This window comes from Aeromicrobium sp. 50.2.37 (assembly GCF_024655735.1).
Taxonomy (GTDB): Bacteria; Actinomycetota; Actinomycetes; order Propionibacteriales; family Nocardioidaceae; genus Aeromicrobium.
Window position 1 is genome coordinate 38,211 of record NZ_JANLGG010000003.1, and the last position, 24,842, is coordinate 63,052.

Consider the following 24,842-nt stretch of genomic DNA (forward strand, 5'->3'; position numbering starts at 1 on the left):
CATGGCGGACAGGTTGGCCGTCGGCATCGACATCGGCGGCACCAAGATCGCGGCCGGCGTGGTCGACGAGGACGGACGGGTCGTCGCCCGCACCCGCCGCGAGACGCCCACGACCGAGCCGGAGGCCGTGCTCGACGCGATCACCGAGATCACGGCGGAGTTCCGCGCCGAGCTTCCGGTCAAGGCCGTGGGCATCGGCGCCGCGGGCTTCGTCGACGCCTCGCAGTCGACCGTGCTCTTCGCGCCGCACCTGGCCTGGCGGCACGAGCCGCTGCGTGACCGGGTCGCGCGCCGGACCATGCTGCCCGTGATGGTCGACAACGACGCCAACACCAGCGGCTGGGCCGAGTGGCGGTTCGGGGCCGCGCAGAACGAGCCCGACCTGGTCCTCATCACGCTCGGGACCGGCATCGGCGGAGCGCTCGTCATCGACGGACTGCCGTACCGCGGCCACTTCGGCATCGCGGGGGAGTTCGGCCACATGCAGGTCGTGCCCGGCGGCAACCGGTGCGAGTGCGGGAACCTCGGCTGCTGGGAGCAGTACGCCAGCGGGCGCGTGCTCGGGCGCCGGGCGGCGGCGGCGGTGGCCGAGGGCTCACCCATCGGCCGTCGGCTGGCTGAGGCCGCCGGTGGTCCGGACCGTGTCGAGGGGGCGCACGTCACGCCGCTCGCGCAGGACGGCGACGAGGAGGCGATCTCCTGGATCGCCGACGTCGGCGACTGGCTCGGCGTCGGCATGGCCAACCTCGCCGCGGCGCTCGACCCCGGTCTGTTCGTCGTCGGCGGTGGGGTGAGCGACGCCGGCGAGATGCTGCTGGGGCCTGCACGCGAGGCCTACTCGCGCACGCTGACGGGTCGCGGCTACCGGTCCGAGGCCCGGATCGTCCGCGCCCACCTCGGCCCCGAGGCCGGGCTGATCGGCGCGGCCGACATGGCCCGACTCACAGCGCGGCGCCGTCGTCCGGCCAATCCCGCTGCGAGGGTCCGTGTTCGGGCAGCTGCGCGATCAAGTAGATCGCCGAGGCGACGAAGGTGATGGCCGCGCCGAGCAGGACGGGGCTGGACAACCACTGACCCGCCAGCGAGGCGAGCATGAGCAGCAGCGGCGATCCCACCAGGCCGCCCCACGCGGCGGCTCGCCCACGGTGCATGGGCCGACCCGGACCGGGGTCGACCCGACGGTAGAACTGCTCGTCCACCGGGTCGGGCTCGTCGTCGAGCTCGAACGGCTCGGGTTCGGCGGGCTCCTGTGCCGGTGGGGTGTCCCGGGGCTCGTCGGCCTCCGCAGGGAAGGGCAGGTCGAGGTCGAGGCGGCTCACGATGTCGTCGAACGCGTCGCGCCCGCCGTCGTCGGGACCGTTCCTGTCCGGTCCCGTGTCGCCCGGCCCCCTGCCGCCCGACCCCGTGCCGCCCGACCCCGTGCCGCCCACGTCAGCCACCGGCGCGCCCCGGCCCTGCGTGCTCGGCGATGAAGGCGGCGGAGCGCTCGAAGATCTCCGGGGCGTCGTGGTCGAGGGTGGCCACGTGGTAGCTGTTCTCGAGCGTGACGAACTCCCCGAGCCCGGGGCGCAGACCCTCGCGCACCAGCGACAGGGTGCTGTCGTCGACGACGTGGTCGTCGGTGGACCGGAAGAACAGGACCGGCGCCTTGATCCGTCCGAGGTCGGCGCGCACGTCGCCCCAGAGCTGCATCATCGAGTGCAGGGCCTTCAGCGGCGTGCGGTCGTAGGCGTTCTCCTCGATGCCCGGCTTCTTGATGTCGCCGCCGATCGCCTCGAGGGACGGGACGACCCACTTGAGAAGGGGGACGGCCTTCAGTCGCGGGTCGCGCGAGGCGATGGCGGGATTGACCACGACGACCGCGTCGACGTCGTGCGGGCGCTGCTCGGCCAGTCGCAGGGCGAGGCAGCCGCCCATGGAGAGCCCACCCACGACGACCCGCTCGCAGGTGTCGCGCAGGATGTCCAGCTCGGTCTCGAGCGCGCCGTACCAGTCCGACCACGTGGTGCGGTTCATCTGCTGCCAGGTGGTGCCGTGGCCGGGTAGACGGGGGACTCGCACCGTGTAGCCCCGGTCGGCGAGGTCGCGGCCCCAGGGCGCCATCGAGTACGGCGAGCCGGTGAAGCCGTGGCTCAGCAGGACTCCGACGGGTCCACCGTCGCTCGTGAAGGGCTCGGCTCCCGGCACGACGGAGGGCTGCGACGGTGTCGATCCGGAGGAGGTGGGGCTCATGGATGCATCCTCCCTCACGGTGTCGCCACCGTGCACCCCCCTGAGCGCGGTAGTGTCCGGGTGACGCTGAGGAGGCGACGTTGTTCTACTGGTTCCTGAAGTTCCTGGCGCTGGGTCCGCTGTTGAAGCTGATCTTCCGGCCCTGGGCCGAGGGCACCGAGAACGTGCCCAAGGACGGGGCGGTCATCCTGGCCAGCAACCACCTGTCCTACAGCGACTGGCTGTTCATGCCGCTCGTCATCCCGCGTCGCGTGACCTTCGTGGCCAAGGCCGAGTACTTCGAGTCGCCCGGCATCAAGGGCTGGTTCCAGAAGAAGTTCTTCTCCGGTGCCGGCCAGGTCCCGATCGACCGGTCGAGCGGCTCCGCCGCCGCCGGCGCCATCGCGACCCAGCTGCGGCTGCTCTCCGAGGGCGAGGTGTGCGGGATCTACCCCGAGGGCACGCGCTCCCACGACGGAAAGCTGTACCGCGGTCGCACGGGCGTCGCGCGCATCGCACTGGAGGCCGGCGTGCCGGTCATCCCGCTCGCCGTCATCAACACCGACGTCGTCGCGCCTCCCGGCAAGGTCTTCGGCAAGATGGCCCGCCCGGGCGTCCGCTTCGGCGAGCCGCTGGACTTCAGCCGCTACGAGGGCCTCGAGGGCGATCGCTTCATCCTGCGCGCCGTCACCGACGAGATCATGTACGAGATCATGCGTCTGTCGGGCCAGGAGTACGTCGACCTCTACGCCCAGGACGCCAAGAAGCGCGACAAGGACTCGGAGCGCGCGGCCGCCAAGGCGGCGGAGCGCGCCGAGTCCGACGAGGTGTGGGACGAGATCAAGCCCGAGTGAGGCCCACCCCGGCACGAGGCGGGCACGACGTCGGTACCGACGAAGGAGCGAGCCATGCGGATCGGAGTACTGACCGGGGGCGGTGACTGCCCCGGACTGAACGCGGTGATCCGGGCGGTGGTCCGCAAGGGGGTCCAGACGTTCGGCGACGAGTTCATCGGGTTCCGCGACGGTTGGCGGGGTCCCCTCGAGGACGACGCCCGTGAGCTGGGCGTCGCCGACGTCCGGGGCATCCTGCCGCGGGGCGGCACCATCCTGGGCTCCTCGCGCACCAACCCGTTCGCCGTCGAGGGCGGGGTCGAGCGGATCCGCGCGACGTTGCAGTCCCGTGGGTGCGACGCGCTGGTCGCCATCGGTGGCGAGGACACCCTCGGTGTCGCCACCCGGCTGGCCGAGCTCGGCGTGGCCGTCGTCGGCGTGCCGAAGACCATCGACAACGACCTGTCGGGGACCGACTTCACGTTCGGCTTCGACACCGCCGTCAACATCGCCACCGAGGCGATCGACCGGCTGCACACGACGGCCGAGTCGCACCACCGGGTGCTGGTGGTCGAGGTCATGGGGCGCCACGCCGGCTGGATCGCCCTGCACTCCGGGCTCGCCGGGGGAGCGAACATCATCCTGATCCCGGAACGGCCGTTCGACATCGACAAGGTCTGCGCGCAGGTCGAGAGCCGGTTCGCGACCCGGTTCTCGCCGATCGTGGTCGTGTCCGAGGGAGCCGTGCCGATCGCCTCGCCCGACGGGTCGGGCATGACGTTGCAGTCGGGCGACAAGGACGCCTTCGGCCACGTGCGGCTCGGTGGTGTGGGGGAGCGGCTGGCCCAGGAGATCGAGGAGCGCACCGGCAAGGAGGCACGGGCCGTGGTGCTGGGCCACGTGCAGCGCGGCGGCACCCCGACCGCGTTCGACCGGTGGCTCGCGACCCGCCTGGGGCTGCACGCCATCCAGGCCGTGCACGACGGTGACTTCGGCATGATGATGGCGTTGCGTGGCACCGACATCGTCCGGGTCCCGCTCAGCGAGGGGACCGGCGAGCTCAAGCTCGTCCGGCCCGAGCTCTACGAGGAGGCCGAGGTGCTGTTCGGATGAGTGCAGGACGCGACGTCGAGGACGTCTGGAGCTACCCGCGACCGCCCGCCGTCGAGGCCAGCGACGAGCTGGTCGTCGTCGAGCTCGGCGGCGTCGAGATCCTGCGGACCACGCACAGCTACCGCGTGCTCGAGACCAGCCACCCGCCGACCTACTACCTGCCCGTCGACGCCGTCGCCGACGGCGTGCTCCGGCCGATCGCCGGCACCACGGTCTGCGAGTTCAAGGGCGAGGCCAGCTACTGGGACCTCGTCGTCGGCGACCGCGTCGTCCCCGCCGGAGCCTGGACCTACCCCCGGCCCCGGCCCGGGTACGAGATGCTCCTCGACCACCTCGCCCTCTACCCCGGCCGCATGGACCGTTGCACCGTCGACGGCGAGGTCGTTCAGGCCCAGGACGGCGACTTCTACGGCGGCTGGATCACGTCGCGCGTGAGCGGACCGTTCAAGGGGGCGCCGGGGACGCTGGGATGGTAGGCGGCTCGCGGCTCGTCCCTCGCCGCTTCGGCGGCTCCTTCGTCGCCGCCCTGGGCTCCGCCCAGCCGCCTGTCTCGCTTCGCTCGACCTGTGGTGGCTGAGGTCGCCGACCTTGGCTCCGGCCGGCAGCGTGTCGCCCCGGGGGCGTCCACGTGTGCGTGGGTGGTCGTGGGCGCCGACGGGCTCCCCGTATCCTTGACCGGTGAGCATTCCGAGCCTTGATGACCTTCATGCGATGGGTGCTGCCCAGCAGCCCACGTATGCCGATCCTGCTGCCCGCGAGCGTGCGCTCGGGCAGCTGCGCCGGATGCCACCGCTCGTGTTTGCCGGCGAGTGCGACGACCTCCGCGACCGGATGGCCGCCGTCGCCCGTGGCGAGGCGTTCCTGCTGCAGGGCGGTGACTGCGCCGAGACGTTCGAGGGCGTCACCGCCGAGAACGTCCGCAACAAGCTGCGGGTGCTGCTGTCGATGGCCGTCGTGCTGACGTACGCGGCGAGCGTGCCGGTCGTCAAGCTCGGCCGCCTCGGTGGCCAGTACGCCAAGCCGCGGTCCCGCGACACCGAGACCCGCGACGGCATCACGCTTCCGGCGTACCGCGGCGACGCCGTCAACGGGTTCGACTTCACCCCCGAGTCACGCGTGCACGACCCGCAGCGACTCGTCGACGTCTACAACGCCTCCAGCGCCACCCTGAACCTCGCCCGTGCCTTCACCACCGGTGGCTACGCGGACCTGCGCCAGATGCACGAGTGGAACAAGGACTTCGTCAAGAACAGCCCGGTCGGCGTCAGCTACGAGAAGGTCGGCGGCGAGATCGACCGCGCCCTCGCCTTCATGGACGCCATCGGCGTGGAGCCCGACGCCTTCCGCTCCGTCGACTTCTACTCCTCCCACGAGGCGCTGATCCTCGAGTACGAGCACGCCCTCACCCGCATCGACTCGCGGACCCAGCAGCCCTACGACGTCTCCGGCCACTTCGTGTGGATCGGCGAGCGCACCCGCCAGCTCGACGGCGCCCACGTGGAGATGCTGAGCCACATCGCCAACCCCATCGGAGTCAAGCTCGGCCCGACCACGTCGGCCGACGACGCGATCGCCCTCTACGAGAAGCTCAACCCCGAGCGCACGCCCGGCAAGGTCACGTTCATCACGCGCTTCGGCGCCGGCAAGATCCGCGACCTCCTGCCCGCCCTCGTCGAGAAGGTCACCGCTGCGGGCCTCGAGGTCGCGTGGGTGTGCGACCCGATGCACGGCAACACGTTCGAGGCGTCCACCGGCTACAAGACCCGGGAGTTCGACGACGTCATCGACGAGACCCGGGGCTTCTTCGAGGTGCACCGCTCGCTCGGCACGTGGCCGGGCGGGCTGCACGTCGAGCTCACCGGCGACGACGTCACCGAGTGCGTCGGAGGCGGGCGCCGGCTGTCGGCCGAGGACCTCGCGACGCGCTACGAGACGTTGTGCGACCCGCGCCTCAACCGGGAGCAGTCGCTCGAGCTCGCGTTCCTCGTCGCGGACATGCTGCGCGACCGCTGATCGACCCCCGGCCGGTCAGCGACCGTCGAGCGGCACCCGCAGCGTCATGAGCGTGGTGGCGAGCGCGTCGTACTGCCCGCACAGCATCAGCAGCTCGATCGCGGTGGCCTCGTCGAGGTGCTCGCGCACACGGGCCCACGTGGCGTCGTCGAGGTCGCGGTCGCGCACCAGCGACGCCGTCGCGTCCAGCAGCACGCGCTGACGACCGGTCCAGCCGTCCCACGTGGCGTCACCGACGTGCTCGACCTGCTCGGGCGTCAGCCCCACTCTGCGGCCGATCCGTCGATGGTGGTCGAGCTCGTAGTCGCACCCGCGCAGGGTCGCGACGTGCAGGATGACGAGCTCGGTCTCGGTGCGCGGGAGACGTCCGAACGGCATGAGCGCCGCGCTGAACATCAACCAGGCGCGGAAGAGTCGCCGCTGGCGCCCGAGCGTGGTGAACACGTTCGGGCGGTGGCCGCCGATGACGCGACCCGCGATGCTACTGATGCCGTGGTTCACGAGGCCGAGGTCGCGTCGGTCACCCGGAGCGATGCGTGGCGCGGTGGTGGCGGGCTCGGGGGAGGCAGGGGGCGTCGGGGAGGCGGTCACGGGCCCAGCCTAGGGGTAGAACTGGGACGTGTGCACCAGAAACTTCCGTGGGATGCGTCGCCCACGACCCCGCGGGTGTGGATGCAGGCGCCCGACCGCGAGGTCAGACGTAGATCGTGATGGTCGAGCCGACCTTGGCCTCGCCCGAGCCGGGCTCCTGGAACACGACGCGGTCGGCCCCGGGGATGCGGTTCTTCACGTCGACCTTGAAGCCGGCCTTCTCGAGAGCGGCCACGGCCTCGGTGCGGGGGCGGCCCATGACGTCGGGGACGTCGACGTTCTCGGGCCCGCGGGAGACGACGATCGTGATCGTGTCGCCCTTGAAGCGGGTGCCGTCGGACGGGGACTGGCTGATGACCACGCCCTTGTCGACGTCGTCGGAGAAGCGCTGGGTCACGTTCACGTCGAAGGACGCACCCTCCAGCGCCTTCACCGCGTCGGCCTGTGACTTCCCGGTCTGGTCGACCACGTCGATCGGCTGGCGACCGCGACTCACGACGAGGTCGATCACGGTGCCGCGCTTGACCTGCTGACCGACCTTCTGGTCCACGGCGCGGACGATGCGACCCTCGGGGATCTTCTCGCTGTAGGCCTCGGTCACGTCGCCGACCTGCAGCGTGAGCTCCTCGAACGCGACGCGCGCCTGGTCCACGGTCTGTCCCTGTACGTTGGGGATCGCGTACCGCTCCTTGCCCTTGGAGACCACGGCGTGGATCGTGTCGCCCGGCAGCAGGCGGTCGCCGGCCGCGGGGTCGGTGGAGAGCACCGTGCCGAGCGGGGCGGTCTCGGAGAACGCTCGACGGGTGACGTCGAGCGTGAAGCCGGCGGCCTCGGCCTCCTCGGCGGCCTGAGCCTCGGCCTGGCCCACGAGCTGGGGCGTGTCGGCGTAGCGGCCCACGCCCAGCCAGTAGCCGAACGCGGCCAGCAGCAGTGCGGCGACGACCGCTGCGACCAGGAGCACGCGTCCGCGCCTGCTCGAACGGTCCTGGTCGCGGGACTGCTGGTAGTCCTCGGCGGTCATGGCGGGGTGGAGGCCCGGTGCCGCGGCGGCCGTCGTCGTCCGGCTGTCGGTCCATGTCTCGCTGCTCCACCGCATGGTGGGCTCGGCGCGCGCGACGACCTCGCCGGTCTCGCGGTCGACGAGCACGGTCTCTCCGCCGTCGTCGAGGTCACTCGCCTCGGCCGGCGTCTTCGGACCCGTGAGCTCACCGTCCGGTGCCTCGTGCTCGAGGTCGACGGGACGGGTGGGCTCCTCGTCGGCGGCCATCGGACGGGGCCGCAGGTCGGCGGTCAGGTCGGGGTCGTCGTCGAGCCCCTCGGCCAGGGCACGTTCGACGAGACGCACCTGCCGCAGCAGCACGCCGGCGTCCTGCGACCGCTGGGAGCGGTCGCGGACGGTCGCTCGGGCGACCAGGGCGTCGACGTAGGGCGGGAGGTCCGGACGCACCACCGACGGGGCGGCGATGTCCTCGTGCACGTGCTTGTAGGCCACCTGGATGGGGGAGTCGCCCGTGTGCGGCTTGGTGCCCGTGAGCATCTCGTAGAGCAGCGCGCCGCACGCGTACACGTCGGACCGTGCGTCGGCGCCCTCGTTGACCACGATCTCGGGCGCCAGGTAGGAGACGGTGCCGATGAGCGTGCCGCCGGTGGCGGTGGTCGCGGCGCTCACGGCCCGCGCCAGGCCGAAGTCGGCGACCTTGACCTCGCCGTCGGGCGTGATGAGGACGTTCTCGGGCTTGACGTCGCGATGCACCAGGTGGGCCCGGTGGGCCGCCGAGAGCGCGGTGAGCACGTCGGCCAGCAGGTGCAGGGCTCGCAGGGGAGGCATCGGCGTCTCCGCGCGCATGACGTCGCGCAGGGTGCTGCCGGGGACGTACTCCATGACGAGGTAGGTGACGTCGCCGTCGCGCCCCTGGTCGAAGACCGCCACCACGCCACGGTGGTTCAGCTTGGCCGCGGCGCGGGCCTCGCGCTCGAAGCGCTGGGAGAACTCGTCGTCGTCGCCGAGGCCGGCGTGCATGACCTTGATCGCGACGGGGCGGTCGAGCCGCTCGTCGTGGCCGTGGAACACGCTGGCCATGCCGCCACGAGCGATCCGTTCGTCCACGCGGTAGCGACCGTCGAGGACGCGTCCGACGAGGGCGTCGTCGCGGATGACCGTCACGCCGGACCTCCTCACGTCCGCTCCCAGGGCCGGCTGACCCTGCGACGAGTGTAGAGAACGCCCGCGCGCCGGGCGTGCTCCGCCGCCCGTGTTCTGCCCCGCTGTTCGGCCCGGGCGCCCTTGCGGGTCAGGAGGTGCGGCGGGTCGCGCTCAGGGCCAGAGGGCGGAGGACGGACCGGGCGTGGTCGCCGAGCGCGGTGATCGCGGCGTCGGACTCGTCCTCGAGGCGCGCGATGTCACGCTCGACGGCCGCCAGGGCGCCCGTGCGCACCATCAGCTCCGTGAGCGGCTCCACGCCTTCGCGGGTGCCAAGGAGGCGGGAGAGGAGGGCGCGGTCGTCGTCGCTGCCGAGCTCGGTGGCCCGGGCGACGAGGACGGTGCGCTTGCCCTCCCGGAGGTCGTCCCCGGCGGGCTTGCCGGTGACCGCGGGGTCACCGAAGACCCCGAGCACGTCGTCGCGCAGCTGGAAGGCCTGGCCGAGAGGCAGGGCGACGGCGCTCAGACCGTCGATGAGGTCGGCGTCGGCGCCGGCGAGGGCCGCCCCGATGTGCAGGGGCCGCTCCACCGTGTAGGAGGCCGCCTTGAACCGCACGATGGTCATGGCCTCCTCGACCGTCACGGTCGGACGGGTCTGGGCGAGGACGTCGAGGTACTGGCCCGCCACGACCTCGGACCGGCACAGGTCGAGGAAGTGCAACGCCTCGGGGACGCGCGGCAGACCGGACGAGCGCAGCTGCTCGTCGGCCCACGACAGCATCAGGTCGCCCAGGAGCACCGCCGTCGACAGGCCGAAGCGCTCGGCGTCGCCCACGGCGTCCTGGCCCCCGGCCCGGTGCTGCGCCTCGAAGGCACGGTGGACGCTGGGGTTCCCGCGGCGGGTGTCCGAGCCGTCCATGAGGTCGTCGTGCACCAGCGCGCTGCCCTGCAGCCACTCCAGCGAGGCGGAGGCCGTGACCACGGCGGGGTCGTCGGGGTCACCACCTGCCACCAGCCAACCCGCCCGGCAGAACGCCGCCCGCAGCCGCTTGCCCCCGGCCACGAACGAGGTCGCCGCGTCGAGGAAGGGGGCCAGGTCGGGGCCCACCGTGACGAGGGCCGCACGCCGATCGTCGCCGAAGCGAGAGAGCTCACGTGCGACGTCGTCCCGAAATCGGTCAAGGTCGGCTGCTCCCACCGTTCGGACGATACCGTTGGTCCGTGACTGACGGTCCTGCGCCCACGTCCTCGCGATCGCTTCTCGAGGACCTCCGCCACCCACGCCCGTGCGTGTCGTTCGAGTTCTTCCCGCCGAAGGACGATGCGGGCGAGGAGGTGCTGTGGCGCACCATCGCCGACCTCGAGCCGCTCCAGCCCACGTTCGTCTCGGTGACCTACGGGGCCGGCGGCACGAGCCAGGAGCGCACGGTGCGCGTGACGTCGCGCATCGCCGAGCAGTCCCGCATCTGCGCGATCGGGCACCTCACCCTCGTGGGACAGAGCCGCGCGGAGATCGAGCAGGTGCTCAAGCAGTACGCGAGCGCCGGGATCCACCACGTCCTCGCGCTGCGCGGCGACCCGAAGGGTGGCCCGCGGGAGCCCTGGGAGCCGCACCCCGGGGGCATGGACCACGCCATCGAGCTGGTGGAGCTGGCACGCGAGCTGGGTGACTTCTCGATCGGCGTCGCGGCCTTCCCCGAGGGCCACCCCGATGCCGGGGGCCGCGACCCGGACGCCGACGTCCTGGTCGCCAAGCACCGGGCAGGCGCGGAGTTCGCGATCACGCAGTTCTTCTTCCGCGTGCAGGACTACGTCGACCTCGTCGAGCGCACGCGGGCGCGAGGCAGCGACCTGCCGATCGTGCCGGGCATCATGCCGATCCTGAACTTCGGCCAGGTCGCGCGCATGGCCGAGCTCTCGGGGGCGGAGATCCCGCGGGAGGTGCTCGACGTCATCGAGCCGGTCGCCGACGACAAGGACGCCGTGCGCACGCGCGGCATCGAGCTAGCGACGCAGCTGTGCCGCGACCTGCTGGCCGCCGGTGCCCCCGGGCTGCACTTCATCACGCTCAACCGGTCCAAGGCGACACGCGAGATCTTCCAGACCCTGCGGAGCGAGGGCCTGGTCTGAGGTCTCCTCAGGGGGCGGGACGACGGGGCACGGGACCGAGACGTTCGGCCAGGGCCTCGGTGGCCAGGCCGATCTCCTCGAGGGAGCCGCCCGGGTAGGCGTGGGCCCCGGCCATGAGCAGGCCCGGTGGCAGGCGCGGCCCCGGTCGCTCGAGCATCGTGCGCCAGCCCCGCCACTGCCAGCCCCAGTGGCCGAGACGCACCAGGTCGGCCGGCCGCAGGTCGTGGCGCTCGACGACGTGCTCGCGCAGGTCGACGCCCACGCGGACGAGTGCGACGAGGGGGTCCTCGGCGTTGTGGTGCGTGATCGTCCAGCAGCCGGGCGAGGACTCCCACAGCTGCATGGGCGGGTCCGAGTGGACCGCCACGTCCCGGGGGAGGTCGGGGGCGTCCGCCGCCAGGCGCACCAGCGTGCGGTGCGCCGGGATCCGCGGGTGGAGCGTCGGCTCCGGCAGACCGTCGGGCCACCACGGCGCGCACCAGGCGACGACGTCGGCCTCGACCGGACCGCCGTCGGTGGTCACGCCGGTCACGGACCCCCCGTCGCGGGTGATCCCCGAGGCCGCGGTGTGCAGGCGCACCTCGACACGACGCTCCTGCAGGCGGGTCGTCAGGGCGTCGGCCAGCGCGGGCATCCCGCCGTCGACGGCCCACCGCCCGAAGCCCCTCTCCACGTGGTGGACGACGGCTGCGGCGGCGGGCACCAGGCGGGGGTCGTCGCCGGCAAGGACCACGGGGTCCAGCACGATGCGCCGCAGCTGCCGGTCGTCGAGGACCCGCTGGGTCTCCCGACGCAGCGTGCGCCGCGCCTCGAGGGTCCGGCGGGTGGGGCGGTCGAGCGCGTCCTCGTCCGGGACCTGGTTGAGCAGACGTCGGCGCACCGTGTCCCAACGGTCCGACATCGTGTCGAGCCAGGGGCTCCACGGGTCGACCCCGAAGGCCTCGACGAAGGCGTCGACCTGGCCCGACCGTCGGCCCATGGGCAGGTCCATCACCGTGCGGTCGGCGAACACGTGGCGTCGCCCGGGGACGGTCTCGATGGTCAGTGCGGCGTCCAGGGGGCGGCCGGACTTGCGGAACAGGTCCCGCAGCACCCCCGGGAGGGTGAACGTGTCGGGGTCGAGCTGCCACACGCCGTCACCGACCCCGTGACCGCGCAGACGACCGCCGAGCCGGTCGGAGGCCTCGAGCAGCACCACCTCGTGCCGCAGCTTCGCGAGACGCGCCGCGAGCGAGGTGCCGGCGAAGCCACCGCCGACCACCACGATCCTCGCCATGCCCGCACCCTAGGTCATGCGCGAGGAGCCTCGGTGCGGACCGAGGCGCTGTGACACAGTGGCGCCATGCGTCCGGTGCGTCAGGAGATCATGTGGCAGGCGGTCCTCGACGCGATCGCGGCCGTGCCGGGGGAGGGCCCCTTCGACGTGCTCGACGTCGGGGGAGGAACCGGCGGTGACGCCGTCCGCCTGGCGGCGCTGGGCCACCGGGTGACCGTCGTGGACCCCAGCCCCGACGCCCTGGCGTCCCTCGGTCGTCGGGCCGCCGAGGCCGGCGTCCAGGACCACGTGGTCGGCGTCCTGGCCGACACCTCCGACCTGGGCGAGCACGTCGCTGCCGCCTCCACCGACCTCGCGGTCCTGCACGGCGTGCTCGAGTACGTCGACGATCCCGCCGAGGCCCTGGCCGCGGTCGCCGGCGTCCTGCGCCCGTCGGGCGTGGTGAGCGTGGTCGTGGCCGGCCGGCCGGCAGCGGTGCTCGCCCGCGCGATCACCGGTGACTTCGACGGTGCCGCCACGATCCACGGCTCGACGGCGCCGACCTGGGACCTCCGCGCCCAGGGGCCTCGGCGGTACGTCGAGAGCGAGCTCGCCGCCGAGCTGGAGGGAGCCGGGTTCGCCCTTTCCTCCGTGTCGGGACTGCGGACCTTCGCCGACCTCGTGCCCAGTGCGGTGGTCGACACGGAGCCCGGCGCGCGGGAGCGGCTGTACGCTCTCGAGCGACTCGTCCGGTCGTCCAGCGAGTTCTCAGCGATCTCGGGTGGTCTGCACACCATCGCCCGCCTAGACTTGACGTAGTTCCACCTGACCAGGAGGCCCCCGTGCCACTCTCCGACGAAGAAGCCCGCCTGCTCCAGCAGCTCGAGCAGTCCCTTGCGGCCGAGGATCCCGACTTCGCCTCGACGTTGCGCGGGTCCAAGCAGGCGGCGCGCAACCGCAAGATCGCCGTCCTGGCGGGACTCGGCTTCCTGGTGGGCCTGGGCGTCATGTTCGCCGGTGCGGTCACCGCCACCACGTGGCTCGGTGTCGCCGGGTTCCTCGTGATGCTGGTCGGCGCCTACTTCTTCGTCACGGCCTGGCGCCACGGTCTGGCCGCGTCGCCCGACGCCGCTCCCTCGCGCCCGTCCTCGCCCAAGCCCTCCGGGTCGTTCGTCGACCGCATGGAGGAGCGCTGGCAGCGTCGCCAGGAGGGCGACGACCTCTGACCCACCCGAGCCCGCGACGCTGAGTCGCCGGCTCTCGCACCACACCCGACGCCGGGTCCCGCACACGCGGGGCCCGGCGTCGTCGTGCGTGCGGGGTCTCGTGCGTCCTCGAGCGGGCGTCGGGGCCCGTGCGCCCTCGGTGAGGGCCGAGGTCGCTCCACCACGCTCCACCACGCGCCCCGGGCCGGTGTGCTTCCGGGTCCAGCGCTGCAATCCCGGCGTAGGACCGTCCTGGCGCCGGGGGAGAGGGCGGGCGGAAAGGTGCCGCGAAACCAGGCGAATCGGCTTGACGGTGGTGGAGTGTGGGGTACTGTGGTGCGAAATGGAGCGTTCGTGGCGCGGTGGTCGCACCACGGGGCACGTCGCAGAGGGCGAGGTGGAAGGAGGTGGGCATCGATGCGAACAACTTCTTCGGCACCTACACGCCGCGTCTGGACGACAAGTCCCGCCTGTTCCTGCCCGCCAAGTTCCGCCCCCGGCTCGAGGGCGGCATCGTGCTGACCCGCGGGCAGGAGAACTGCATCTACGGCTGGACGACCGACTCGTTCAGCGCGTTCACCGACCGCATCCGCGAGACGCCGTTCACGAACCGCGAGGCACGCAACTTCGTGCGCATGCTCTACTCCGGGGCCTCCTCGGAGGTGCCGGACAAGCAGGGACGCATCTCCATCCCGCCGGTGCTCCGCAGCTGGGCCGGGCTCGAGCGCGACGTCGCGGTGGTCGGGGCCATGGACCGCCTCGAGATCTGGGACGCCCGCCGCTGGGACGAGTACTCCTCGTCGCAGGAGGAGCAGTTCTCCGACATGTCCGACGAGGTGATGCCCGGCATCTTCTGACCACGCCCGCAGGGTCCGACCTCCGGCTGTCCGGTCCTGGCATCACTTCCCCGGTGCCAGAGCCGTACGGACGGGGATCAGGCCACACGGTCTCCACCACCCCGCTCCACGTCCAGCACGACCACCCCGCCACACCCCGACCCTCGAGCGCCCGAGGAGGTGCCATGAACCAACGACGCCGTGTCCGCCACGAGGTCGCCGACGCTGCTGTGCTCATGGCCTTCTCCGCCGGCGTGTCCGTGGCGATCGCCGTGGTGCTGGGCGTCGTGGTCGCGCTGACGGCAGGCGCCTCGTGACGACCGAGGAGCCCGGCGGGCCTGACGCCCGCCACGTCCCCGTCCTGCTCGACCGCGTGCTCGACCTGCTGGCCCCGGCCATCGAGTCGGACGCCACGACGGGCTCGGGCGGACGGACCCCGGTCGTCGTCGACGCGACGCTGGGCCTCGGCGGGCACACCGAGGCGATGCTGCGCCGCTTCGAGCACCTGCGGGTCGTCGGGGTCGACCGCGACACCGAGGCGCTCAGCCGCGCTCGCGCCCGCCTCGCGGAGTTCGAGGACCGGGTCACCTACGCGCACGCGGTGTACGACGAGCTGCCCGAGGTGCTCGCCGACGCCGGCCTGCGCCACGTCGACGGCGTGCTCTTCGACCTCGGCGTCTCGTCGATGCAGCTCGACCTCGCCGATCGCGGCTTCGCCTACGCGCAGGACGCCCCCCTCGACATGCGGATGACGCCGGGCGTGGGCATGACGGCCGCCGACATCCTGAACACCTATCCCGCGGACCGGCTCGCCCGCGTGCTGAGGGTCCACGGCGAGGAGAAGTTCGCCAAGCGCATCGCCGAGGCCGTCGTCGCCGCCCGGGACACCGAGCCGTTCACGCGAAGCGCCCGCCTGGTCGACCTCGTCCGCGACAGCATCCCCGCCGCGGCGCGGCGCACCGGCGGCCACCCCGCCAAGCGCACCTTCCAGGCGCTGCGCATCGAGGTCAACGACGAGCTCGCGGTCTACGCCCGGGCCCTGCCGGCCGCCCTCGACGCGCTCACCGTCGGTGGCCGGGTCGTCGTGCTGGCCTACCACTCCCTCGAGGACCGCATCACCAAGCGGGCCCTGGCCGAGGTCACCACCCTCAAGGTCCCGCACGGCCTGCCCGTGGTCCCCGCCGAGCTGGAGCCGCGGTTCCGTCAGCTCACACGGGGTGCCGAGCAGGCGAGCGACGCGGAGTCCGCGGAGAACCCGCGCGCCCGCTCGGTGCGGCTGCGGGCCGTGGAACGGACCGCGGCATGAGAGGACACGACGTGGCGAAGGGGGAGGGAACGGCATGAGCACGATGCACGCGGCACGTCCGCGCCAGAGGACCACCCGGCAGGCTCGACCCACGAGCCTGCCGCTGCGTCTCGTCGCGCCCGTGCGCAGCCGCGCGAGCCGGGCCCCCTTCGTGGTCGTCGTGCTGACGGTGCTGGGTGCCGGACTCGTGGGTCTGATCCTGCTGAGCACGGTCCTGCAGGCCCAGGCCTTCGAGATCGCCCGACTGTCGACCCGAGCCGACGCCCTGGGCGTCCAGCAGCAGGAGCTGCGCCGCGAGGTCGACCGCCTCCAGGCGCCGGCTGCGCTCGCCGAGCGAGCGATCCGTCTCGGGATGGTGCCCAACGCCAACCCGGCCTTCCTGCGACCCAGCGACGGCGAGGTCATCGGTGACCCGGAGCCGGCGGAACCGCGCAGCAACGTGACGAGGGTGGACCGATGAAGCGCCAACGACTGACCCGCTCCCGGCTGCGCATCAGCCTCGTCCTGGTGGTGACGCTGTTCTGCCTCTTCGGCGTCCGGCTGTTCTGGATCCAGGGGCTCGACGCCCAGGCCTACGCGGCCATGGCGCGCCAGGCCGGGACGCAAACGACGACCATCCCGGCCCCGCGCGGCGACATCCTCGACCGCAACGGCGAGGTGATCGCCACGAGCGTGGACGGTCTGACCCTGACCGCGGACCCGACGATGACGGCGGACAAGGCGCCCAAGATCGCCCGCATCCTCGTGACCTCGCTCGGCGAGGACCGGATCGACTACTTCGAGACGATCGAGAAGCTGCGCACCCCGAAGACCCAGTACGTGGTCCTCGAGAAGAACCTGCCCGCAGCCAAGGCCGACAAGGCGTTGAAGGCCGTCCGCAAGGCCGGACTGACCGGCGTGTTCGGCGAGAGCGTGACGCTGCGCAGCTACCCCGGAGGGAAGCTGGCCGCCAACCTCGTCGGCTACATGAGCCAGACCAAGGAGTCCGACAAGCCCGTCGGCGTCCAGGGCATCGAGCGGCAGTACGACGACCTGCTCACCGGCAAGGACGGCTCGGCCACCTACGAGGTGTCACCGAGCGGTCAGCGCATCCCCATGGCCGACAGCACCGTCGTCGAGATGGAGCCCGGCCAGGACGTCAAGACCACGATCGACCGGGACCTGCAGTGGTACGCCGACCAGCGGCTGGCGGACGCCGTGCGCTCGTCGAGCTCGGACTGGGGGCTCGCCATCACCATGGACGTGCGCACCGGACAGGTCGTCCAGCTCTCCCAGGCGCCGACCTTCGACCCCGAGACGCCCTCGACCCGCAACGACGGGAACACCGTCTCGCGCTTCGTCCAGACCGTGTACGAGCCGGGCTCGGTGCTGAAGACCGTCACCATGGCGGCGCTGGCCGACCAGGGCAAGATCACGCCCGAGACCCAGATCAAGGTCCCCGGCAGCATGACGATCGACAAGTACCCCATCGGTGACTACTGGAAGCACGGCACGATCAACCTGACCGCGGCCGGCGTCATCGCGAAGTCCTCCAACCTCGGCACGATCGTCGCGGCCCAGCAGATGAACAACCAGACCATGCACGACTACTTCCGGAAGTTCGGCTTCGGCGTCGGCTCCGGCGTGGAGCTGCCGGGCGAGTCCAAGGGCATCCTCAAGCCGGCCGCCGAGTGGACCAAGGCCAACCACGCCACGATCTCGTTCGGCCAGGGCATCTCGGTCACCGCGCTGCAGGTGGTGCGAGCGGTCGGCGCCATCGCCAACGGAGGCGTCATGGTCGACCCCTCGGTCGTCAGCGGGTACGTGGACCAGGAGGGTGCCACGACGAAGACGCGGGAGACGCCCACCCGGCGCGTGGTCTCCAAGAAGGCCGCCGCCCAGGTCACCCGCATGATGGAGGCGGTCACGGCCGACGACGGCACCGCCCCCGCCGCCCAGATTCCCGGCTACCGCGTCGCAGGCAAGACCGGTACCGCCTGGCGTGTCAACCCGGTCACGGGACGCTACGTGCGCGGGCAGAACACCGTCTCCTTCATCGGCTTCGCCCCGGCCGACGAGCCCCGGTTCGTCACCTACGTCGTCCTCGACAAGCCCTTCAGCAACGCCGGTGGTGGCTCCACCGCCGCCCCGGTCTTCCACGACATCATGTCGATGGCGCTCGAGCGCTTCGGCGTCACGCCCACCGGGTCGAAGAGCCCGAAGGTCGAGCAGGAATGGTAGGCGGGGCGCACTCGTCGTTCCTCCTCGTGCTCGGTCGCGGCTCCCTCGCTGGCGCTCGGTCACCGCTGCCCGCCTCGGCTTCGCTCGCTGGCGCTCGCTTGCCGTTGGAGGTGGGTCTACTGCTTTCTGGCGATCGGTTGCTGTCGGTGCTGGGTTCGCGGGGGGTATCGCATGGTGGGGGTGGAACGGGTTCCGGGGCGGGGTGAGGAGATGGCGGAGAGTCGCTACGTTGGCATCGTGACGGACTCCGACGGCTCCACGGCGACGATGCGGACCCGGCCCAGGGAGGTCGGGGCGCGCACCCTCGCGGACGTGGCCGACCACCTCGGCGTGCCGGCACCGGGGGCTCCCGCCGACGCCACGTCGGTCACGGGCATCACGCTCAGCACGCGCACGGTGCGCCCCGGGGACCTCTATGCGGCCCTGCCCGGCGGCCGTGTGCACGGGGCCGACTTCGTCGACGCCGCCGAGGCGGCAGGTGCCGTCGCCGTCCTGACCGACGCCGAGGGCGCGTCCCGCCTCCCCACGCTGCCCACGATCGTCGTGGACGGACCCCGGTCACGACTGGCCGAGCTCAGCACCTGGTTCCACGACCACCCGACCACGGCCTTCACGACCCTCGGCATCACCGGCACCCAGGGCAAGACCACCAGCACCTACCTGGCCGAGTCGGCCGTCGGCGCCGCCCGCAGCGCGGTCGTCGGCACCATCGGGACCCGGGTGCGGGGGATCGCGGCCGACTCGGCGCTGACGACACCCGAGGCACCGGACCTCCAGGCCCTCTTCGCGGTCATGCGCGAGGAGCAGGTCGAGCTGTGCGCGATGGAGGTCTCCAGCCACGCCCTCGTGCAGGGTCGCGTCGACGGCTTCGCCTTCGACGTCGCCACGTTCCTCAACCTCGGACGCGACCACCTCGACTTCCACCGCGACCTCGAGGAGTACTTCGCCGCCAAGGCGAGCCTGTTCACCCCCGAGCACGCCCGGCGCGCCGTCGTGAACGTCGACGACGAGCACGGCCGACGCCTCGTCGAGCTGACCTCCCTGCCGGTCACGACCTTCTCGACGGAGGGGCGGGTCGCCGACTGGCGCGCGGCCAACGTGCGCCCGCACCGCCTCGGGACGGACCTGGAGGTCCTCGGCCCCGACGGCCTGGAGCTGGAGCTGCACGTCCCCCTGCCCGGCGTGTTCAACGTGGCGAACGCCCTGGCGGTCATCTCCTCCCTCGCGACAGTGGGTCACGACCCCGTCGCGCTCGCCGCCGGCATCGAGACCAGCCGGGGCGTCCCTGGCCGCATGGAGCGGGTCGAGGCCGGGCAGACCTTCACGGCCGTCGTCGACTACGCGCACAAGCCCGACGCCGTCGAGGCGGTCCTGACGGCCCTTCGCCCGGTCACCGCAGGCCGGCTCGTCGTCGTGATCGGCGCCGGCGGCGACCGCGACCACGGCAAGCGTCCGCTCATGGGCGAGGTCGCGGCCCGCTACGCCGATCTCGTGGTGGTCACCGACGACAACCCCCGCACCGAGGACCCTGCCGCGATCCGCCGTGCCGTGCTCTCCGGAGCCTCCGGCGGCGCTGCCACGGTCGTCGAGGTCCCGGGACGTCGCGACGCGATCGCGCACGCCGTGTCCGTCGCCGAGCTCGGCGACACCGTCGTGGTGGCGGGCAAGGGACACGAGCAGGGCCAGGAGGTCGGCGACGTGGTCCACCCGTTCGACGACCGGGACGTGCTGCGTGCCCTCATCGAGGAGCACGCATGATCCCGATGAGCCTCTCCGCGGTGGCCCAGGTCGTCGACGGCGTCGTGCACGGCGACGGCGACGTCGTGGTCACCGGCCCCGCCACCCTTGACTCGCGCGCGGTCGAGGGCGGCGGCCTCTTCGTCGCCCTGGCCGGTGAGCACGTCGACGGCCACGACTTCGTGCAGTCCGCGCTCGACGGGGGAGCGGTCGCGGTCCTCGGGTCCCGACCGGTCGAGGCGCCGACGGTCGTCGTCGAGGACGTCACGGTCGCGCTCGGACGTCTGGCACGCCACGTGGCCGACGAGATCGACGCCGAGGTCGTCGCGATCACCGGCTCGCAGGGCAAGACCAGCGTGAAGGACCTCGTCGCCCACCTGCTGGGGGCCGCGGGCCCGACCGTGGCCACGGCCGGCAACTACAACAACGAGCTCGGTGTCCCGATCACGGTCCTGCGGGCCGGGCGCGACACCCGCTACCTGGTGGTCGAGATGGGCGCCCGTGGGATCGGGCACGTCGCCCGGCTGTGCCGCATCGCGCCCCCGGACGTGTCGGTGGTGCTGAACGTCGGCAGCGCGCACGTGGGCGAGTTCGGGTCGGTCGACAACATCGCCGTGGCCAAGGGCGAGATCGTGGAGGGTCTGCAGCCCGGCGGCGTGGCGGTGCTCAACGCCGACGACGCACGAGTCGCCGCCATGGCGGCCCGCGTGCCGGCCGGTGCCTCCGTGGTGCGGTTCGGCCGGACGGCCGACGGCCCCGACGACGTGCGCCTGGACGACGTCCACGTCGACGGGCGGGGCGAGCCCGACGTGACGCTCGCACAGGCAGGCCGACGCTGGACGACGCGCGTGCCCCTGCCCGGTGCCCACCAGGGGCTCAACCTCGCGGCGGCCGTCGCGGTCGCCGCTGCCCTCGACCAACGGGTCGACGCGCAGGCGCTCTCGGACTACCGCTCCGCCAGCGCTCAGCGGCTCCAGCGGCTCGAGCGGTCCGACGGCGTCGTCGTGCTCGACGACTCCTACAACGCCAACCCCGAGTCGGTGGTCGCCGCGGTCGAGACGTTGCGGACCATCGACGCCACGCGCAGGGTCGCGGTCCTGGGGGAGATGCTCGAGCTCGGCGCCGAGGCCCACCTCAGGCACGTCGAGGTCGGCCGAGCGGCGGTCGACGCGGGCCTCGACCTCGTGCTCGCGGTCGGTCCTGGGGCGCGCGGCGTCGCCGAGGGTGCCGGGGCCCTCGCCCTCGAGGTGCCCGACGTCGACGTGGCGCTGACCACACTCCGCGCGTGGCTCGAGCCGGGAGACGTCGTGCTCGTGAAAGCATCGAGGGGAGCGCGCCTCGAGCGCGTCACGGCAGGACTCCTCGACGCCTGACCGGCATACTCGTGCACGACCCTGAGCCAGCCCACGTCCCCCCACCCCCCCAGAACCGCCGAGAGGATCCCGCCCCCATGCTCGCCGTCCTGATCGCTGCAGCCCTCGCCCTCGTCGGCACCCTCCTGGGCACCCGTGTGGCCATCCGGGTGCTCGTCAAGAAGGGCTACGGCCAGCTGATCCGCGACGACGGTCCGACGTCGCACCACGTGAAGCGCGGCACGCCCACGATGGGCGGCACGGTGATCATCCTCGCGTCGCTCGTGGCCTACGCCGTCGCGAAGCTCGTGACCGGCTACGCCCCCAGCGCATCGGCGATCCTGCTGCTGTTCCTCTTCGCCGGACTCGGCCTCATCGGCTTCCTCGACGACTACATCAAGATCTCCAAGCAGCGCAGCCTCGGGCTGCGCAGCAAGGCCAAGATGATCGGCCAGGTGCTCGTGGGCCTGGTCTTCGCGATCCTCGCCATCGGCTGGGAGGACGAGAACGGTCGCACCCCCATCTCGCACGCCATCTCGTTCACGCGGGACATCCCGGGGACCCAGCTGCCCACCGTGCTGCTCGTCGTGTGGGTGCTGCTCATGATCGCCGGGGCGAGCAACGGCGTGAACCTGACCGACGGTCTCGACGGTCTCGCGACCGGTGCCTCCGTCATGGTCTTCGGCGCCTTCATCATCATCAACGTCTGGCAGTACAACCAGAGCTGCGCGACGGAGGACGTCCTCGGCTGCTACGAGGTGCGGGACCCCCTCGACCTCGCCGTCGTGGCGGCCGCCATCACGGGCGCCTGCTTCGGCTTCCTGTGGTGGAACGCCTCCCCGGCCAAGATCTTCATGGGCGACACCGGCTCGCTGTCGCTCGGCGGCGCGATGGCCGGCTTCGCCCTCATGACCCGCACCGAGCTGCTGCTCGTCATCATCGGCGGTCTGTTCGTCGCCATCACCGCGTCGGTCATCCTGCAGGTGGCCTACTTCAAGGCCACCGGCGGCAAGCGGATCTTCCGCATGGCACCGCTGCAGCACCACTTCGAGCTGCTCGGCTGGGCCGAGATCACCATCGTGGTGCGCTTCTGGATCATCAGCGGCCTCTGCGTCGCGGCCGGGCTCGGCGTCTTTTACTGGGAATGGCTCGCCCGCCTGTGAGCGCGGCACCCACCACGGACGTGGTCGCATGAGCGCCGCGGAGCGTCCCGACGTCGGGTCCCTCGGCCGCGACGACGACTGGTCCGCCGTACGCGCGGTGGTCACCGGCTTCGGCGTGAGCGGGTTCGCCGCCGCCGACACCCTGCAGCACCTCGGGGCCCACGTGGTCGTGCTCGACGAGAGCACGCCCGCCCCGGGCTCGGCCCACGAGGAGAGGGCCACGTTGCTGGACACGCTGGGGGTCGACCTGCGACTGCGTGCCGGCAGCACGACCGAGCTGCCCGACGACGTCGACCTGGTCGTCACCTCGCCCGGCTGGCGTCCGGAGGCGCCGGTCCTGCAGGCGGCCGCCGACCGTGGGCTCCCGGTGTGGGGCGAGGTCGAGCTGGCCTGGCGGCTGCGGGCCGCCGACGCGCCGCCCTGGCTCTGCGTCACCGGGACCAACGGCAAGACCACCACGGTGCAGATGCTGGACTCCATCCTGCGTGCTGCGGGCCTGCGCAGCGCCGCGGTCGGGAACGTCGGCCGCCCGGTGCTCGAGGCGGTCATGGACCCCGAGCCGCTCGACGTGCTGGCGGTCGAGCTGTCGAGCTTCCAGCTGCACTGGAGCGACTCGATCGCGGCCGAGGCAGCCGCCGTGCTCAACGTCGCCGACGACCACCTCGACTGGCACGGCTCGCTCGACGAGTACGCCCGCGCCAAGGGGCGCGTCTACGAGCACGTCGAGAAGGCGTGCGTGTACGCGGTGGAGGACCCCACCACCGAGCAGCTGGTCCGCGACGCCGACGTGCAGGACGGCGCCCGCGCCATCGGGTTCACGCTCGGGGTCCCCGCTCCCGGCATGCTCGGCGTGGTCGACGGCCTGCTCGCCGACCGTGCCTTCGCGCCCGACCGTCACACCAGTGCCGCCGAGCTGGGATCGGTGAGCGACCTGCCCGACGACGCGCCCCACACCGTGGCCAACGCCCTCGCCGCGGCCGCCCTGGCCCGCGCCCACGGGGTCGAGCCCCGTGCCGTGCGCGACGGGCTGCGTGACTTCCGGCCCGGGCCCCACCGCTCCGAGCTGGTGGCCGAGATCGGCGGCGTCCGCTACGTCGACGACTCCAAGGCGACCAACCCGCACGCCGCGCTCGCGTCGCTGCGGGGGGTCCCGTCGGCCGTCTGGATCGCCGGGGGACTGGCGAAGGGTGCGCGCTTCGACGACCTCGTCGAGGCCGTCGCCGGTCGGCTGCGCGGCGTGGTGCTCATCGGTGCCGACCGTGCGGTCGTCGCCGAGGCGCTGGCCCGACACGCGCCGGATGTGCCCGTGACGGAGGTCCTGGCCGGGGAGGATGAGCTCATGGACGACGTCGTCGCGGCTGCTGCAGCCATGGCCCGGCCCGGTGACTCGGTGCTGCTGGCCCCCGGATGCGCGTCCATGGACCAGTTCCGCGACTACGCCGCCCGAGGCGATGCGTTCGCCGCGTCGGTGCGACGGCTCCCGACGGGGTGAGCGGCCGATGAGCACGACCGATCGCCGCCCCGCTCCCGGCGCAGGCGCCGGAGGCCCGATGAGCGGTGCCCAGCGCCTGCTCGACCGGCCCCTCGCGTCGTACCAGCTGGTGCTCGGGACCACGGCCCTGCTGCTCGGGCTCGGCCTGATCATGGTGCTCAGCGCGAGCTCCGTGCTGTCGCTGCAGGTGTACGGCAACTCCTTCGCGATCGTCCAGCGTCAGCTGGTGCTGGCCGTCGTCGGCCTGGTCGGTGCCTACCTCGTGACCCGGCTGCCGCTCGCGACCCTGCGCAAGCTCATCCTGCCGGGGCTCGTCGTGTCCATCGGCCTGACGCTCGCCACGTTCATCCCGGGCGTGGGCGTGGAGGTGAACGGCAACACCAACTGGATCCCGGTGGCCGCGGGCTTCCGGCTGCAGCCGTCGGAGTTCCTCAAGCTCGCGCTCGTGCTCTGGATCGCCGACCACTACGCGCGCCGGCAGAAGCACCTGGACACGCCGCGCCTGATCCTGCTGCCCATGCTCATCGTCGCCGGGGCGTGTGCCGCGCTCGTCGTGGCGCAGAACGACCTCGGGACGGCGCTCGTCCTGTTCGCCGTCATCGTCGGCATGCTCTGGGTCGCCGGGCTGCCGGGGCGCTACCTCGGCGCCATCGTGGCGTTCGTCGGCGTCCTGTGCGTGTTCTTCGTCGCCACCGCGCCGCACCGCGTGGCGCGCATGCTGAGCTTCCTCAACCCGCTCGCCGACCCGGACAAGGACGGCTACCAGGCCGTCCACGCCATGATGGGGTTCGCGCGGGGCGGCTTCGGCGGCGTCGGCCTCGGTGGCAGCCGGCAGAAGTGGGGCTCCCTGCCGGAGGCGCACACCGACTTCATCCTCGCCGTCGTCGGCGAGGAGCTCGGCCTGCTGGGCAGCCTCGTCGTCCTCGTGCTGTTCGTGCTGCTCGCCGTCGCGGGCGTGCGGATCGCCACGCGCAGCCGCGACCCCTTCGCGCGCTACGCCGCGGCCGGCATCACCGTCTGGATCACCGCCCAGGCCATGATCAACATCGCCATGGTGCTGGGCCTGCTCCCGGTCATCGGCATCCCGCTGCCGCTGCTCTCCTACGGCGGCTCGAGCGTGCTGGTCACGCTCGTGGGCTGCGGCGTCCTGCTGAGCTGTGCCACGACGGAGCCGGGAGCCAAGCGCGCCCTCGCCGCCAGCAAGGCCCGTCGCGCCCGACGCAACGCTGCCAGGAGGCGATGAGC

General features: G+C 72.3%; 24 protein-coding genes. 18 read left to right on the forward strand and 6 right to left on the reverse strand.

Features of this window, described 5'->3' with window-relative positions; all coding sequences use genetic code 11:
- Position 1 precedes the first annotated feature (1 nt).
- Positions 2-1,036, forward strand: coding sequence for an ROK family glucokinase (locus tag NUV38_RS02670; protein ID WP_257727631.1), 1,035 nt, complete (start codon positions 2-4; stop codon positions 1,034-1,036).
- On the opposite strand, the gene NUV38_RS02675 is transcribed toward NUV38_RS02670, so the two are convergent.
- Both NUV38_RS02675 and NUV38_RS02680 read right to left on the reverse strand, forming a co-directional pair.
- Positions 942-1,439 (reverse strand): hypothetical protein, encoded by a 498-nt coding sequence (locus NUV38_RS02675; protein WP_257727632.1) that lies wholly within the window; start codon positions 1,437-1,439, stop codon positions 942-944. The two genes, NUV38_RS02670 and NUV38_RS02675, sit on opposite strands and share 95 nt — an antisense overlap.
- Positions 1,432-2,232, reverse strand: coding sequence for a carboxylesterase (locus NUV38_RS02680; protein ID WP_257727633.1), 801 nt, complete (start codon positions 2,230-2,232; stop codon positions 1,432-1,434). Before NUV38_RS02680 ends, NUV38_RS02675 begins: the two co-directional genes overlap by 8 nt.
- 80 nt (positions 2,233-2,312) lie before the next feature.
- Between NUV38_RS02680 and NUV38_RS02685 the strand changes: the two genes are divergently transcribed.
- The 4 genes from NUV38_RS02685 to NUV38_RS02700 all read left to right on the forward strand — a co-directional run bounded on the left by NUV38_RS02685 (position 2,313) and on the right by NUV38_RS02700 (position 6,170).
- The gene (locus NUV38_RS02685) at positions 2,313-3,065 is read left to right on the forward strand and encodes a 1-acyl-sn-glycerol-3-phosphate acyltransferase (protein ID WP_257727634.1); all 753 of its coding nucleotides are present in this window, start codon (positions 2,313-2,315) and stop codon (positions 3,063-3,065) included.
- A 54-nt stretch (positions 3,066-3,119) separates the two neighbouring features.
- Entirely contained in the window at positions 3,120-4,157 is a 1,038-nt protein-coding gene (locus tag NUV38_RS02690) for a 6-phosphofructokinase (protein ID WP_257727635.1), read from the forward strand.
- Positions 4,154-4,633 carry a DUF427 domain-containing protein gene (locus NUV38_RS02695; RefSeq protein ID WP_257727636.1) on the forward strand — a complete coding sequence of 160 codons (480 nt, stop codon included), beginning with the start codon at positions 4,154-4,156 and terminating at the stop codon, positions 4,631-4,633. Before NUV38_RS02690 ends, NUV38_RS02695 begins: the two co-directional genes overlap by 4 nt.
- 202 nt (positions 4,634-4,835) lie before the next feature.
- Positions 4,836-6,170, forward strand: coding sequence for a class II 3-deoxy-7-phosphoheptulonate synthase (locus NUV38_RS02700; RefSeq protein WP_374625848.1), 1,335 nt, complete (start codon positions 4,836-4,838; stop codon positions 6,168-6,170).
- A gap of 15 nt (positions 6,171-6,185) precedes the next feature.
- On the opposite strand, the gene NUV38_RS02705 is transcribed toward NUV38_RS02700, so the two are convergent.
- The 3 genes from NUV38_RS02705 to NUV38_RS02715 all read right to left on the reverse strand — a co-directional run bounded on the left by NUV38_RS02705 (position 6,186) and on the right by NUV38_RS02715 (position 10,099).
- Positions 6,186-6,761: a carboxymuconolactone decarboxylase family protein gene (locus tag NUV38_RS02705; protein WP_257727637.1), complete on the reverse strand. Its 576-nt coding sequence runs from the start codon at positions 6,759-6,761 to the stop codon at positions 6,186-6,188.
- A 103-nt stretch (positions 6,762-6,864) separates the two neighbouring features.
- Entirely contained in the window at positions 6,865-8,925 is a 2,061-nt protein-coding gene (pknB, locus tag NUV38_RS02710; protein WP_257727638.1) for a Stk1 family PASTA domain-containing Ser/Thr kinase, read from the reverse strand.
- A 127-nt stretch (positions 8,926-9,052) separates the two neighbouring features.
- Positions 9,053-10,099: a polyprenyl synthetase family protein gene (locus NUV38_RS02715; RefSeq protein ID WP_257727639.1), complete on the reverse strand. Its 1,047-nt coding sequence runs from the start codon at positions 10,097-10,099 to the stop codon at positions 9,053-9,055.
- A gap of 23 nt (positions 10,100-10,122) precedes the next feature.
- On the opposite strand from NUV38_RS02715, the gene metF reads away from it, so the two are divergent.
- A complete protein-coding gene (gene metF, locus NUV38_RS02720; protein WP_257727640.1) occupies positions 10,123-11,031 on the forward strand; it encodes a methylenetetrahydrofolate reductase [NAD(P)H] in 909 nt (302 codons plus the stop codon).
- A gap of 7 nt (positions 11,032-11,038) precedes the next feature.
- Here metF and NUV38_RS02725 read toward each other — a convergent pair whose 3' ends face one another.
- The gene (locus NUV38_RS02725; RefSeq protein WP_257727641.1) at positions 11,039-12,307 is read right to left on the reverse strand and encodes an NAD(P)/FAD-dependent oxidoreductase; all 1,269 of its coding nucleotides are present in this window, start codon (positions 12,305-12,307) and stop codon (positions 11,039-11,041) included.
- A 66-nt stretch (positions 12,308-12,373) separates the two neighbouring features.
- On the opposite strand from NUV38_RS02725, the gene NUV38_RS02730 reads away from it, so the two are divergent.
- The 12 genes from NUV38_RS02730 to ftsW all read left to right on the forward strand — a co-directional run bounded on the left by NUV38_RS02730 (position 12,374) and on the right by ftsW (position 24,840).
- A complete protein-coding gene (locus NUV38_RS02730; protein WP_257727642.1) occupies positions 12,374-13,105 on the forward strand; it encodes a methyltransferase domain-containing protein in 732 nt (243 codons plus the stop codon).
- Between the two features lie 23 nt (positions 13,106-13,128).
- Positions 13,129-13,512: a DUF3040 domain-containing protein gene (locus NUV38_RS02735; protein ID WP_055965740.1), complete on the forward strand. Its 384-nt coding sequence runs from the start codon at positions 13,129-13,131 to the stop codon at positions 13,510-13,512.
- A gap of 386 nt (positions 13,513-13,898) precedes the next feature.
- Positions 13,899-14,348, forward strand: a complete 450-nt coding sequence (mraZ, locus tag NUV38_RS02740) for a division/cell wall cluster transcriptional repressor MraZ (RefSeq protein WP_250246796.1) — start codon at positions 13,899-13,901, stop codon at positions 14,346-14,348.
- 164 nt (positions 14,349-14,512) lie between these two features.
- Positions 14,513-14,644 carry a hypothetical protein gene (locus NUV38_RS02745; RefSeq protein WP_255353829.1) on the forward strand — a complete coding sequence of 44 codons (132 nt, stop codon included), beginning with the start codon at positions 14,513-14,515 and terminating at the stop codon, positions 14,642-14,644.
- Positions 14,641-15,633, forward strand: coding sequence for a 16S rRNA (cytosine(1402)-N(4))-methyltransferase RsmH (rsmH, locus tag NUV38_RS02750; protein ID WP_257727643.1), 993 nt, complete (start codon positions 14,641-14,643; stop codon positions 15,631-15,633). The genes NUV38_RS02745 and rsmH overlap by 4 nt, the downstream gene beginning before the upstream one ends.
- Before the next feature lie 34 nt (positions 15,634-15,667).
- Positions 15,668-16,093, forward strand: a complete 426-nt coding sequence (locus tag NUV38_RS02755; protein ID WP_056555604.1) for a hypothetical protein — start codon at positions 15,668-15,670, stop codon at positions 16,091-16,093.
- Positions 16,090-17,853, forward strand: coding sequence for a penicillin-binding protein 2 (locus tag NUV38_RS02760; RefSeq protein ID WP_257727644.1), 1,764 nt, complete (start codon positions 16,090-16,092; stop codon positions 17,851-17,853). The genes NUV38_RS02755 and NUV38_RS02760 overlap by 4 nt, the downstream gene beginning before the upstream one ends.
- Before the next feature lie 237 nt (positions 17,854-18,090).
- Positions 18,091-19,611 carry a UDP-N-acetylmuramoyl-L-alanyl-D-glutamate--2,6-diaminopimelate ligase gene (locus tag NUV38_RS02765; protein ID WP_257727645.1) on the forward strand — a complete coding sequence of 507 codons (1,521 nt, stop codon included), beginning with the start codon at positions 18,091-18,093 and terminating at the stop codon, positions 19,609-19,611.
- The gene (gene murF / locus NUV38_RS02770) at positions 19,608-20,963 is read left to right on the forward strand and encodes a UDP-N-acetylmuramoyl-tripeptide--D-alanyl-D-alanine ligase (RefSeq protein ID WP_257727646.1); all 1,356 of its coding nucleotides are present in this window, start codon (positions 19,608-19,610) and stop codon (positions 20,961-20,963) included. Before NUV38_RS02765 ends, murF begins: the two co-directional genes overlap by 4 nt.
- A 77-nt stretch (positions 20,964-21,040) precedes the next feature.
- The gene (gene mraY, locus NUV38_RS02775; protein WP_055965751.1) at positions 21,041-22,105 is read left to right on the forward strand and encodes a phospho-N-acetylmuramoyl-pentapeptide-transferase; all 1,065 of its coding nucleotides are present in this window, start codon (positions 21,041-21,043) and stop codon (positions 22,103-22,105) included.
- Between the two features lie 28 nt (positions 22,106-22,133).
- The gene (murD, locus tag NUV38_RS02780; RefSeq protein ID WP_257727647.1) at positions 22,134-23,597 is read left to right on the forward strand and encodes a UDP-N-acetylmuramoyl-L-alanine--D-glutamate ligase; all 1,464 of its coding nucleotides are present in this window, start codon (positions 22,134-22,136) and stop codon (positions 23,595-23,597) included.
- A 7-nt stretch (positions 23,598-23,604) separates the two neighbouring features.
- Positions 23,605-24,840 (forward strand): putative lipid II flippase FtsW, encoded by a 1,236-nt coding sequence (gene ftsW / locus NUV38_RS02785; protein ID WP_055965755.1) that lies wholly within the window; start codon positions 23,605-23,607, stop codon positions 24,838-24,840.
- Positions 24,841-24,842: the final 2 nt, after the last annotated feature.